The sequence below is a fragment of the Halomonas denitrificans genome (assembly GCA_019800895.1).
Classification (GTDB): domain Bacteria; phylum Pseudomonadota; class Gammaproteobacteria; order Xanthomonadales; family Wenzhouxiangellaceae.
Genome location: JAHVKF010000001.1, coordinates 845,253 through 857,877, shown reverse-complemented (window position 1 = coordinate 857,877; position 12,625 = coordinate 845,253). Strand labels below are relative to the sequence as shown.

Sequence of the window (12,625 nt, the reverse complement as noted above, 5' to 3'; positions counted from 1 at the left end):
TCAACGCGCCTCGAACCGTCCGGCTCAGTCCTTCTCGCCCGCGTCGTCTCCCGCTTCGGCGTCGTCGGCGTTGTTCTCGTTCCGACCGCCGCTGCCGTTCTCGTTGTCGTTCCCGCCGTCGTTGCCGTTCGCGTTCTCGCGCGTGTTGCGCCCCGTGGTCCGCTCCTCCGTGTCCTCGACCTGCTGGAGCTGCAGCGACTCGCCGAAGGTCAGCGTGCGGTAGGGGAACGGTATCTCGATGCCCGCCTCGTCGAGCGCGCGCTTGATCGCGGCCACCACGACGTCGGTGCTCTCGTGGCCGTCGCGCGGCGTGGAGGCGGCCCACCAGCGCACGCGGAAGTCGATGCTGGAATCGTTGAACTCGCAGGCGAAGACGTCGATACCGCGCTCGGAGTCCACCGCGTCCAGGCCGCCGACCGCGTCGCGGATGATCTCGCGCGCTTCGTCGACGTCCGTGTCGTAGGACACCCCGGCGATGATCTCGAAGCGACGCTGGCGCCGATCGGTGAGGACGTAGACCGGGTTCTTGTACAGCATGGAATTCGGCAGGATGACCAGCTGGCCGTCGTTCTTGCGGATGTAGGTGTCGCGGATCATGATGTTCTCGACCTCGCCTTCGACATCCTCGCATTCGATGTAGTCACCGATGTGCATCGGCTTGCGCAGCATGATCATCGCGCCGGCCATGAAGTTCTCGAAGATGTCCTTGAACGCGAAGCCGATCGCGATGCCGCCGACCCCCATCGCCGTCAGCACGCTGGCCGGCTCCACCGAGGGGAACAGCACGGCCATGGTCACCAGCAGGCCGACGATCCAGACCGCGACTCCGGTCAGCGTGCGGGTCAGGCTGATCAGCGCCCGGCGGATGTTCGCCCGGCGCATCGCCTTCTCGACCAGCGAGCGTGCGATCAGGGCGACCACGAAGGTCAGGACCAGGATGACTACCGCGGCGATCATGTTGGGCAGCGATTCGATGAACGACGTGGCGTAGTTCCTGACCTGCTCGACCAGCGTGCCGACCACGTCGAGATCGAGCTCGTCGACCGCCTCGTCCACCGAGGCGGCGGATTCCGAGCCTTCACCGGCGCCCTGGGTCGACGATTCGGTCGACGACTCCGAAGATGAATCGGACGAAGAGTCCGACGATGGATCCGACGATGATTCCGACGACGTCTCCGAAGACGGCTCCTCCTGCGAGTCCGACGACGACTCCTCGAGCAGGGACGATGCGCTGTCCGGTAGGGCTTCCTGTACGTTCTGCACCTGCACGTCTCCGATCACCCGGGCCGGGCCCATCATTGCCGCTTCGGACGCTGCGGGTCAACCGAGGCGCCGTCGACGGCGGCAAGGCGGCCTGGCGAACGAGTCGATCGTTCTAGGGTGACCGCTCTAGAAATGCTCGCTAGCGTCGGAAACTCGGCATCTCGCGTTGGTGGAGTACGACCATGATTCGAACGATCAAGGCCCTTTCCTTCCTCTCCATCGTCGGCTGGTGTTCGCTGTCGAGCGCCCAGCCGGACATCGAAGCGACCCCCGACGGGGTCCGGATCGCCGACCTCGGCCTCGCCACGCAGATTCCCTCGGCGATCGACCTCGTGGGACCGGAAGGCGGTGCCGCGGGGCGGAACCGCACTGCCGTCGCCCACCGTCTCCAGTGCTGGATCGACGGGATCGAGCGCTGCTCGGTGGCCGATCGCAACGACCCGCGCGTCCTGGCCATCCGCCGCTTCCTCGGTCGCGGAATCGACGGCCCGGACGGCGCGGTGATCGTCCACTTCCCCGACCGGACCCGGGTGGAAGTCCGCCTGGTGCGCGCCGACGACCCCGGCCCCGACGCAAGGATCGAAAGCGCCTATGCACCGGTCGTGCTGCCGCACACCGCCCACGGTCCCGGCCTGCCGGCCGTTCCGTCGCTCCCGGGCCAGCTCGATGGCTTCGCCTACGAAGGAAGCCCCGAGATCCACGCCGCGCTGAAGCGGCTGGAGCAGCGGCTGGGTCGGTAGGGTCGCGCTGGATCGGCTGCGAACCGGTCTCGTTCGGGCGTTTCGCGTCGTTCTTCTGGATGATGGACGCAAAGGCGCGAAGGGGCGAAGAGCGCGAAGACACCACAAGACCGGAGAAAGACTTGCCGTAGGGCGCGGCTTGTCCGCGAACGATTCGGACCGATCGCCGGCCGACAGGTGCTGACCGGCCCCTGGCCGCTGAATCGACCCGAGCTCTGCTAGAGCGAGCTTGCGAGCGAATCGGACTCTCGGGTCATGCCCGTTCGCTCGCAAACTTGCTCCCACAGGCGGTCTCTCCCCCGTTGGTTTTTTCCGGTGATCGCCTAGCGGCGCGTTCGCCGGAAGCGGGGGCCGATGCCCTCGATTTGCGCCCGTCCCCGACTTCTGCTCCAATCGAAGACTCCTTCGAGCCAGGAGCCGAACGATGAGCCGCAGCAACGACCGCCACGACCCAGACGGCACGCGCTTGCCGATCAAGCTGGATTCCACCTCCAATGGCGAGTTCGAGCCGATTCCGCTGGGCAAGCCTGAGTTGCTGGCCAACGAACTGGCGCAGGAGGCCGCGACGAAGAACGCGAAGCGGCTCGGCCAGACGCGGCGCAAGTTCCTGGTGTCGAGCTGCGGGGCGGCGTCGACGCTGCTGGCCTTCAACGCGGCGCAAGCGGCGATGGGGCGGACCGGCGGCCTGTTCGCGCTGGCCGAGGACGCGGCGATGGAGCCCGAGGCCGCCGACGCGGTGCTGGCCGGCAACGAGTTCATCTTCGATGTGCAGGGTCACTTCGTGAACCCGACGGGTGCGTGGTTGAACAACGTGCCGGAAGATGCGCGCCCGCTGTCGGGCATGCCGGCGGCCGGTTGCGCGCGCGGCGTCGGCGACGAGCCGCGGTCGTATCTCAAGTGCCTCGGCCCCGATGCCTTCGTCCAGGACGTGTTCATGGATTCGGACACGGACGTCATGGTGCTGTCCTTCGTGCCGTCGACGCGCGAGGGCGAGCCGCTGACGATCGAGGAAGCAGCGGCCGCGCGCGAGATCGTGGCCCAGCTCGAGGGCACGCACCGGCTGATTCTCCACGGACGGGTCAATCCGAACCAGGAAGGCGACGTCGGGGACATGCAGCGCCTGCGCGACGACTTCGGCATCCAGGCCTGGAAGACCTACACCCAGTGGGGGCCGGACGGCGAGGGCTTCTTCCTGACCGACGAGGACACCGGGGTCCCGTTCATGGAGGAAGCGAAACGCCTCGACGTGCCGGTGATCGCGATCCACAAGGGCATCCCCTTCGGCCAGCAGAGCTACCAGCACTCGCTGTGCACCGACGTCGGCCCGGCGGCGAACGCCTACCCGGACGTCAGCCTGCTGATCTACCACTCGGGCCTGATCCCCGGTCAGCCCGAGGGCCCCTACGATCCCGAGCGCGGCGAGGGCATCGATTCGCTGGTGCAGACCGTGATCGAACACGATCTCAAGGGCAAGAACGTCTACGCCGAGCTCGGCTCGACCTGGCGCTTCCTGATGCGCGACCCGGACTCGGCGGCCCACGCGTTGGGCAAGATGCTGCTGCACATCGGCGAGGACAACATCCTCTGGGGCACCGATTCCATCTGGTACGGCTCGCCCCAGGACCAGATCCAGGCCTTCCGCGCGTTCCAGATCAGCGAGGAATTCCAGCAGCGTTACGGCTATCCGGCCCTGACGCCGCAGATCAAGCAGAAGATCCTCGGCCTGAACGCGCTGAAGCCGTACCGTATCGAGCAGGACGTCCTCCGTCACCACCTCGGCGGGGACGAGGTCGAGATCGCGAGGGCGAACTATCGGCGAGAAGCCGATCCGCACTTCCTGACGAACGGGCCGAAGACGCGCCGGGACTTCCTGAACCTGATGAAGTGGACGGGTGGGGAGAGGGTCTGATCGAATCGCTTCTGCTGGCTTTCTCGTAGCCCGGGTAAGCGGAGCGCACCCGGGGGTTCTCGATGGTCAACTACCGACGGAACAGGCTTCGGGGCGGCACGTACTTCTTCACGGTCACGCTGCGGAATCGATCGTCCGATCTGCTGACTCGACAGGTCGCAGCACTCCGCGTTTCCTGGAGACGCGCCGCTGAGCGCGTGCCTCATCAGGTCCTCGCGGTCGTCGTTCTACCCGACCATCTTCATGCGTTGATCGAAATGCGCGATGAGAACGACGATTACCCGAAGCTCTGGCAGGAGATCAAGAAGGGGTTCACTCGGCGGATCGGCGGCAGAGGATCACCTTGGCAATCGCGGTACTGGGAACACACGATCCGCAACGACGCCGACCTGCAAGCTCATTGCGACTACATCCATTTCAATCCGGTGAAGCACGGGTACGTCGAGCGTGCCTCGGACTGGCCGCATTCATCGATTCATCGCTATATCGAACGCGGTGACTTGCCCGCGGATTGGGGAACGAATGACGACTTCGAAGGCCGATTCGGCGAGCCGATCCGGTAGTGGATCACGGGCTGTGAGCATTCGGCGCGAAAAATCCCCGGGTGCGCTTCGCTTACCCGGGCTACGAAAGGCGGAGTCGTCGATCGCTCTTGTAGCCCGGTCAAGCGAAGCGCACCGGGGAAGGTCCAAAAGGCAAGGGATCGACGGCTGCGTCAGATTTCCACCGCCACCCTTACCCCATCCTCGATCGCCCGCTTGGCATCCAGCTCCGCCGCCAGCTTGGCGCCGCCGATGAGGTGGACGGACTGGCCGATGTCCTTCAACGCATCGTAGAGCCTGTTCTCGGAGACCTGGCCGGTGCACAGGACGATGTGGTCGACCTCGAGGACCTGCCGGGTCTCGTTGCCGTCCTTGTCCTTGATGGTGAGGTGCAGGCCGGCGTCGTCGATCTTCTCGTAGTTCACGCCGGAGAGCATCTTCACCCCGTGGTTCTTCAGGGTGGTGCGGTGAATCCAGCCCGTGGTCTTGCCGAGGCCCGCGCCGGGCTTGCTGGTCTTGCGCTGGGTCATCCAGATCTCGCGCGCCGGCGGCTTGCGCTCGGGCTCGACGCCCTCGACGCCGCCGCGGGTCTCGAAGTCCATGTCCACGCCCCATTCGTCGAAGAAGGCCTTGATGGACACATTGTCCGGGTCGGGCTTCAGGGGGACGTCGTCATGCAGCAGGTATTCCGAGACGTCGAAGCCGATGCCGCCGGCGCCGATGACGGCGACCTTCTCGCCGACGGTAGCATTCCCGGCCAGCACTTCGGCGTAGCTGAGGACCTTCTCGTTGTCTTCGCCGGGAATCCCGGGGATGCGGGGCGTGACGCCGGTGGCGACGATGACCTCGTCGAAGCGCTGGCGGGCCAGTTCGCCGGCGCTGGGCTTCGCGTTCAGCTTGAGGTCGACGCCGGTCAGCTCGATCCGGCGCTGGAAGTAGCGGATGGTTTCGACGAACTCTTCCTTGCCGGGAATCCGCAGGGCCATGTTGAACTGGCCGCCGATCCGGTCCGAGGCCTCGAAGAGCGTGACCTCGTGTCCGCGCTCGGCCGCCGTGGTGGCCGCCGACAGGCCGGCCATGCCGCCACCGACGACCGCCACGCGCTTCTTCTCCGACGCGGGTTCGATGACGATCTCGGTCTCGCGGCCGGCGCGCGGGTTGACCAGGCAGCTGGCCTTCCTGTTCTCGAACACGTGGTCGAGGCAGGCCTGGTTGCAGCCGATGCAGGTGTTGATCTCGTCGGCGCGGTTCCCGATGGCCTTGACCGCCCAGTCGGCATCGGCGAGGAACGGGCGGGCCATCGAGATCATGTCGGCGTCGCCCCGGGCCAGGACCGCCTCGGCCGTTTCCGGCATGTTGATGCGGTTGGTGGTGACCAGCGGAATGCCGATCGCGTCGCGCATCATCCGCGTGACCCAGGTGAAGGCCGCTCGCGGCACCGACGTGGCGATGGTCGGGATGCGGGTCTCGTGCCAGCCGATGCCGGTGTTGATGATCGTCGCGCCGGCCGACTCGATCGCCCGGCCGAGCTGGACGACCTCTTCACGGCTGTTGCCGTCGGCGAGCATGTCGAGCATCGACAGGCGGTAGATGATGATGAACTCGCGGCCGACGGCTTCGCGGATCCGCCGGACGATCTCGACGGGCAATTTCATCCGGTTCTCGAACGGGCCGCCCCATTCGTCGGTCCGCTTGTTGGTCCGCGGGACCAGGAACTGGTTGATGAAGTAGCCTTCCGAGCCCATGACCTCGACCCCGTCGTAGCCGGCGTCCTTTGCCAGCGAGGCGCAGCGCACGAAGTCGCGGATCTGCTTCTCGATGCCCTTGCTCGAAAGCGCCCGGGGCTTGAACGGGTTGATCGGCGCCTTGATCGCGCTGGGGGCCAGGGAAAACGGGTGATAGGCATAGCGGCCGGCGTGCAGGATCTGCATGCAGATCTTCGCATCGTGTTCGTGGACGGCGTCCGTGACCTTGCGGTGGCGCTGGACTTCCCATCGATTGGTCAGCTTCGACGCCAGCGGCGCGAGGCAGCCCCGGCGATTCGGCGCGATGCCGCCGGTGACCATCAGGCCGACCCCGCCCTTCGCCCGCTCGGCGAAGTAGGCCGCCAGCTTGTCGTAGTTCCAGACCCGGTCCTCGAGGCCCGTGTGCATCGACCCCATCAGCAGGCGATTCTTCAGCGTCGTGAAGCCGAGATCGAGCGGCTCGAAGAGGTGCGGGTAGCGCGTGGTGTCGGTCAAGGCCGGTCCTCGGTCAGGATTCGTTGATCGTAGGGCGAGCAGTGCGGTGGAAGGAAACGTGGTTCCACGGGACCGGCGCGCGCGGGTTCAGCCGTGTCGGCGACCGCCGGTCCGATCGAATGGAGTCGGACCGGATCGGAAGCCGTCGGACGAAACGGGCATGGAGTGGCTCGTACTCAGCGCCGACGGCGCCGGCGCCGCCGCATCGTGGCGCCGACCTTGGACGGATCGCCGTTGCCGGAGGCCTTCGGATCGCGGCTGGCCGCAGCGTTCGGGGAATCGTCCGCCGAGTCGCTCGACGGATCGTCCTGGCGGTCTCCACCGTCGCCTTCGTCGTCGTCGGGGCCCGCATCCTCGGAAGACGCACGGCTTTCGGGTTCCTTCGCGGGGCCCGACGCCACCGCGGGATCGCTGGCTTCGTCGGCAGCGGGCTCGGTCGATGGGCGGGAATCGTCGGATGCGGCCGCCGTTTCGCGCGCGTCGGATCCGGACGATTCGGCGAGCGTCGCGGGATCGGAGCCCGGCTCGGTTCCGAGCAGGATCTCTTCTTCCTCTTCGGGCTCCGGGTCGGCCAGGCCGGATTGCCACTCGGCTTCGGCTTCCTTGCCCCAGCCGCTCTCGGTCAACGGGTCTTCGTCGTTCGAAGCCGCCGGGGCCGGATCGCTGTCCTCGCTCCGGTCCTCGTCCCGGTTCTCGGCCCGGGTTCTTTCGTGATCCGCATCCGCGCTGGCGGAGTCGTCGCTCGTCGCCGTACCGGGTTCGTCGGCGGTTTCTTCCGCGGTCCGGTCCGGTCCGGGTTCGTCACCGTGACCGAGCATCGGCGCATCGTCGTCCTCGTTGCCGTCGCTCGAGTCCGGGTGCAGCGCCGAGGGTCCGGCTGCATCGGGATCGTCTTCGAGCCATTCGTCGTCGCCCTCGGAGGCTTCGCGTTCCTCGTCGATGGCCGGCGGCGCGTCGTCCGGTTCGAGGAAACGGTCGACCTCGGCGTCGACGGATTCGGCGTCGACCGATTCGTCGCCGGCGGGTTCCGGCAGCACCTCGGGTTCGGGCTCGATGACCTCGCCGTCGGCGAACACCAGCTCGCCGTCGCGTTCGATCGTCACCACGTGGTCGACGCCGCGAGCGGCCGCCATCTGCTCGGCGAACACGGCAATGTCGCCGGCATCGCCCTCGGCCAGGACGTCCAGCGAACCGCCGCGACCCTCGGCCGCTCGCGTCAGCTTCTGGGTCTTGAGTTCCAGGCCCTGGCGGACCAGTTGCGCCACGATGCTGGCGAGCACGCCCGAGGCGCGGTCCAGCTCGAGCTTCAGACGAAATTCCGCCACTGCGGACCCTCCCTTGGACTCGGTTCGTCGAATTGACTCGCAGGACCCGCAAATATAGCAACAACGGGCATCGTTCCGCCACAGAAAGCCCGAGCGGTTCGCGGACCACTCGACGCGTCCGGGGCGGGTTCGAGACCCCGGTCACACGGCGAGGTCGATGTCCTCGTAGGCCTCGGGCCGAAAGCGGGGTGTGCAGACCGCCAGAAACACCAGTTCGACGTCGCCGGCGTGGACGCGCTGGGGCACGCCGGGTGGAATCCGGACCACATCGCCGGGTGCGATGGGCCGGGACATGGGCCGGGCAATGGACCGGGCGGCAGGCGACGCGGCGTGGCCGCCGCCGCCGAGTTCGACCCGGCCCGTGCCCTCGAGGACGACGTAGCGCTCGGCGATGCCGTGGAGGCGGTGCCAGCGGGTGCACGACCCGGCCGGGACCCGCGCTCGCGCGATCGAACAGTCGGCGTCGCCGGCGTCGTTCGACCATTCCTGGACGAAGCAGCCTTCCTCGATCCAGGTCTCCTCGGCGTCGCGGCCGCGCACGTATCCGGGCTTCATGTTCGTTCAGTTGCGGTTCGGGTCGCGCTGGTAGTATTGCATTCGACCGGCTCGGACCGCCATCGAGGTCACGGGTCACGGCACGCCTCGGGCAGGGAGAAGCGATGGGCAAGTCCGCGATCGATGCGAGGGACAACCGCAACCGGGACGCGTCCGGCGAGGCCTCCGATGAGGGCTCCGGCGATCCGTTCGAGCCGCTTCCCGAGCACGAGGTCACCCAGCTGCTTCAGAAGATCCGGAGCGCACCGGACCTGTTCGACCAGGTCGTGCCGCTGGTCTACGACGACCTGAAGCGGATCGGCCACAACCAGCGGCGGCAGTACGCGTCGAGCATGACCATGCAGACCACGGCGCTGGTCCACGAAGCGTTCATCAAGCTCAAGGAGCACTCGTCCGGGGAGATCGAGAACCGGGCGCACCTGCGGCGCCTCGCCGCGATGGTGATGCGCCAGCTGATCTTCGACTACGCCCGGCGGGCCAACTCGCAGAAGCGCGGCAGCGGCCAGGCGCCGGTCGAACTCGAGGACGATCGGGTGGCCGATCACGACGTGGCCGATCGCGACCTGGTGCTGGCGATGGAACGCATCCTGGACCAGATGCAACAGAGCAACCCGCGCATGGCCGAGATCGTTTCCGCGCGCTACTTCGCCGGCTTCGCGATCGACGAGATCGCCGAGATGCTGGACCTGTCGGGACGCACCGTGAGCCGGGACCTGACCCGCGCCCGGGCCTGGCTGAAGACCGAGCTCGAGGACTTCGAGCGCGACGTCTGAGGTCCGCTGCCGCGGCTCGAGCTCAAGGCGAGTCGAGCCGGTCCAGGGTTCGGGTCAGTGCCGTCCCGCAGTCATCCCGGACATTGAATTCCAGCAGCGCGTCGGCGCGTGTCCGGCCTCGGGTGACCGCGGCCACGGGCAAGCCCCGGCGCACCGCCTCGCGCACGATCCGGAACCCCGAGCCGACGACCAGCGACGACCCGGCCACCAGCAGGCCGCCCGCCGAGGCGAGGCGTGTCCTGACCGCCGCGAAGCGCTCGGCCGGTACGGTCTCGCCGAAGAACACCACGTCGGGCTTCAGGCGGCCGCCGCAGCCCTCGCAGTCGACGACCCGGAAGCCCGGATAGGCGGCGTCGTCGAGTTCCGCGTCGCCGTCGGGCCGGATCTCCAGCACGTCGGGCGCCCAGTCGGGGTTGGCGACGAGCAGCCGCTGTTGCAGCACGTCCCGGTCGATCGCGGCGCCGCAATCGAGGCAGAGGACCCGCTGCAGCCCGCCGTGGAGCTCCAGCACGTCGCGGTGCCCCGCGGCCTGGTGCAGCCCGTCGACGTTCTGGGTCACCAGGCCCGTCAGCAGTCCGCGTGCAGCGAGTCCGGCCAGGGCGCGATGCGCGTCACCGGCCCGTGCCCGGTGCATGACGGGCCAGCCGAGGAAGCTGCGCGCCCAGTAGCGGCGACGGGTGACCGCCGAGTCGATGAATTCCTGGAAGAAGATCGGTTGGCGCCGATTCCAGCGGCCGTCGGGATCGCGATAGGCCGGGATGCCGGAGCCGGTCGAGCAGCCCGCGCCGGTGAGCACGAGCACCGGCGCTCGGCGCTGCAGGAAGTCGGCCAGGTCCTCGATCGTGCCCGGCCGCGCCGGGGGCGATCCGTCATCGCGGAACTCGGGAATCCGGATGCCGGGTGTGCGAACGGTGCGGGTGGAGTCCATGCAGGCGCATGCTAGCCGGTCCGGATGAAGCCCGGGCGGAAGGCCGCCCGGGCCGGCCCCGGGGGTCGGGGTGCCGTCGAAACTCGCGATGCGGTCAGAAGCGGGCGCGCAGGCCGGCGGTGACGTTCAGGCCGGGCAGGGGCGCGTCGTCCTTCAGGAACGAGGTGTGGACCCGCTGCGTTTCGTCCAGCAGGTTCGCGCCCTTGAGAAAGACTTCGACGTCTGCCGCGCCCATCGTCCAGCCGTAGGCCAGGTTCGCGGTCAGCATGTTGTAGCCGTCGGTTTCGCTCTCGAACTCGGCGACGTCATCGACCTCGAACACGCGGGTGTAGGCCACGTTCGCGCGCCAGCCGCCCCGGTGCCAGTCGAAGCCGGTGCCGAGCCGGGTCGGGGACAAGCGCGGCACGTTGCCGTTGCCCGCGTCGATGTCGGCCTCGACCGTGTCGCCGAAGACGCGCAGTTCGAACTGCCCGGCCGAGGACTCGGGCAGCTTCAGGCTGGCCTCGGCTTCAAGGCCCCAGAACTCGGCATCGGCCTGGCTCCAGACCTGGACCGGCAGGCCGTCCTCGACGTCCTGCGTGTTGGCCAGGTAGACGAAGTCGTCGATGTCGTTGTAGAACAGGTCGGCGCGGAAGTGGAACGGCCCGGCGTACTTGTGCAGGCCGATGTCGACGTTGTTCGAGGTCTCCTCGGACAGCGACGGGTCGCCGATCTCGAAGGCCTGGGTGGCCACGTGGGGCCCGTCGGCGAACAGTTCTTCCTGGGTCGGCGCGCGCTCCGAGAGCTGCCAGTTGGCGCTCGCCTGCCAGGTTGGTGCGAAGCGCCACACGGCGCCTGCCGACAGGGTCAGGAGATCGAACTCCCGCTCCCGTGTGCCGTCGGCCAGCACGCTGTCGGTCAGCTTGATTTCGTCCTGCTGGAAGCGGACCCCGCCGGACAGCGTGACCGCATCGAGGTCGAGTTCCTCGATCAGGAACAGGCCCTTGGACTGGGTATCGGTACCCGGGATGAAGGCTTCCTCGCCGACGGCCAGCAGCTCCGTGTCCTCGAACTGGAATCCGATCACGCCGGTCAGGCGGCCGATCGGCGCGTGACGCGCCTCGATCCGGAACTCGGAGGCCTCGACGTCGAAGGTCGTGCCGATCTCGTCGCCTTCGAGCTCGACGTGCCGGTAGTCGGTGCGGGCGAACTTCACGCGGACCTCGTCGAGAACATCGACGGGCTGCCACAGCCCGCCGCGGAACTCGTAGCGCGACTGGTCCAGGTCGATCGAGATCGCTTCCTCTTCTTCGCCGTGGTCCTCGTCGCCATGGTCGTCGTCACCGTGGTCTTCCTCGTGGCCGTGTTCGTGGCCGCCCGGAATGCCGTACAGCGTCTCGAAATCCTTCCACGCCACACCGACGAAGCCCCAGTCGCCGACCAGGGAAACGCCGAGCGTGCCGCCTTCGCTTTCCTGGGCGCTGTTCTCGAGAATGCCCGGCTCCAGTTCGTCGAGCTCATCCGCGTCGAGCTCGGCGCGCTCTTCGGCCGACAGCGCGAAGCCCGGGATCTCGTAGTCGTCGGTCTCGCGCTGGAAGCCGTCGACGTGGAACTGGAAGGCGCCCACGCCGCCGTCAACCCGGAACACCCCGGCACGCTCGTCGGCGGCCGTGTTGCCGCGCACTTCGGCGGCCGCGCTGAAGGCCTGGCGCTGCTCGGGAATGCGGTTGTCGACCAGGTTGACCACGCCGCCGGACGCGGTCGAGCCATAGAGCAGGGTGGCCGGCCCGCGGAGGATCTCGATCCGGTCGACCAGCAGCGGCTCGGCCGAGACCGCGTGGTCCGGGCTCAGCGCCGAAGCGTCCTGGGCGTTGAGGCCGTCCTCGGTGACCCGGACCCGGTTGCCGCCGAGGCCGCGGATGATCGGTCGGCCGGCGCCGGGGCCGAAATAGGTCGAGTGAACGCCGAGTTCGCCGTCCAGCGTTTCGCCGAGCGTGGATTCCTTCTGGTCGTCCAGTTCCTCGCCCACGATGACGTCGACCGGCTGGGTCGCGTCCAGCGCCGTGCCGCCCTGCGGCAGTACGCGGACCTCGAGCGTGTCGAGTTCGACGGCCTCGGGTTCGGGCTCGGCGGTCCGGTCCTGGGCATGGACGGAGGCGGTCGCGGCGGCCAGCGAGAGGGCGATCGCGTGGGCAATCGCGTGGGCAAGAGCGTGTCGTTTGATGGTCATGGCAGGTTCGAGGTCAGCAGTGGAGTACGGAGCGGCCGGGGAACGGCCATTAACCTGTAATGTTATAACATCCGAATCCGACAGTGCAACGGCCGAAGCGGCTCCGGGCGCCGGGGTGTCCGGGCGGACCGCTCACGCGCG

The 12,625-nt window shown here is 67.9% G+C and carries 10 protein-coding genes; 4 read left to right on the top strand and 6 right to left on the bottom strand.

Annotated elements, in window-relative coordinates; all coding sequences use genetic code 11:
• Positions 1 to 24 precede the first annotated feature (24 nt).
• Positions 25 to 1,299 carry a mechanosensitive ion channel family protein gene (locus tag KUV67_03900; GenBank protein MBY6204008.1) on the bottom strand — a complete coding sequence of 425 codons (1,275 nt, stop codon included), beginning with the start codon at positions 1,297 to 1,299 and terminating at the stop codon, positions 25 to 27.
• Between the two features lie 146 nt (positions 1,300 to 1,445).
• Between KUV67_03900 and KUV67_03895 the strand changes: the two genes are divergently transcribed.
• The 3 genes from KUV67_03895 to KUV67_03885 all read left to right on the top strand — a co-directional run bounded on the left by KUV67_03895 (position 1,446) and on the right by KUV67_03885 (position 4,475).
• Complete coding sequence (locus tag KUV67_03895; protein MBY6204007.1) at positions 1,446 to 2,003, top strand: hypothetical protein; 558 nt, start codon at positions 1,446 to 1,448, stop codon at positions 2,001 to 2,003.
• Between the two features lie 424 nt (positions 2,004 to 2,427).
• Complete coding sequence (locus KUV67_03890; protein ID MBY6204006.1) at positions 2,428 to 3,912, top strand: amidohydrolase; 1,485 nt, start codon at positions 2,428 to 2,430, stop codon at positions 3,910 to 3,912.
• A 62-nt stretch (positions 3,913 to 3,974) separates the two neighbouring features.
• Entirely contained in the window at positions 3,975 to 4,475 is a 501-nt protein-coding gene (locus KUV67_03885) for a transposase (protein ID MBY6204005.1), read from the top strand.
• 152 nt (positions 4,476 to 4,627) lie between these two features.
• On the opposite strand, the gene KUV67_03880 is transcribed toward KUV67_03885, so the two are convergent.
• The 3 genes from KUV67_03880 to KUV67_03870 all read right to left on the bottom strand — a co-directional run bounded on the left by KUV67_03880 (position 4,628) and on the right by KUV67_03870 (position 8,574).
• Positions 4,628 to 6,694, bottom strand: a complete 2,067-nt coding sequence (locus KUV67_03880; protein ID MBY6204004.1) for an NADPH-dependent 2,4-dienoyl-CoA reductase — start codon at positions 6,692 to 6,694, stop codon at positions 4,628 to 4,630.
• Between the two features lie 176 nt (positions 6,695 to 6,870).
• Positions 6,871 to 8,019 (bottom strand): hypothetical protein, encoded by a 1,149-nt coding sequence (locus KUV67_03875; GenBank protein ID MBY6204003.1) that lies wholly within the window; start codon positions 8,017 to 8,019, stop codon positions 6,871 to 6,873.
• A 141-nt stretch (positions 8,020 to 8,160) separates the two neighbouring features.
• Positions 8,161 to 8,574, bottom strand: coding sequence for a hypothetical protein (locus tag KUV67_03870; protein ID MBY6204002.1), 414 nt, complete (start codon positions 8,572 to 8,574; stop codon positions 8,161 to 8,163).
• Between the two features lie 104 nt (positions 8,575 to 8,678).
• Between KUV67_03870 and KUV67_03865 the strand changes: the two genes are divergently transcribed.
• Positions 8,679 to 9,347 carry a sigma-70 family RNA polymerase sigma factor gene (locus KUV67_03865; GenBank protein ID MBY6204001.1) on the top strand — a complete coding sequence of 223 codons (669 nt, stop codon included), beginning with the start codon at positions 8,679 to 8,681 and terminating at the stop codon, positions 9,345 to 9,347.
• A 22-nt stretch (positions 9,348 to 9,369) separates the two neighbouring features.
• Here KUV67_03865 and KUV67_03860 read toward each other — a convergent pair whose 3' ends face one another.
• A complete protein-coding gene (locus KUV67_03860) occupies positions 9,370 to 10,275 on the bottom strand; it encodes an NAD-dependent protein deacetylase (protein ID MBY6204000.1) in 906 nt (301 codons plus the stop codon).
• A gap of 94 nt (positions 10,276 to 10,369) precedes the next feature.
• Entirely contained in the window at positions 10,370 to 12,484 is a 2,115-nt protein-coding gene (locus KUV67_03855; protein ID MBY6203999.1) for a TonB-dependent receptor, read from the bottom strand.
• Positions 12,485 to 12,625: the final 141 nt, after the last annotated feature.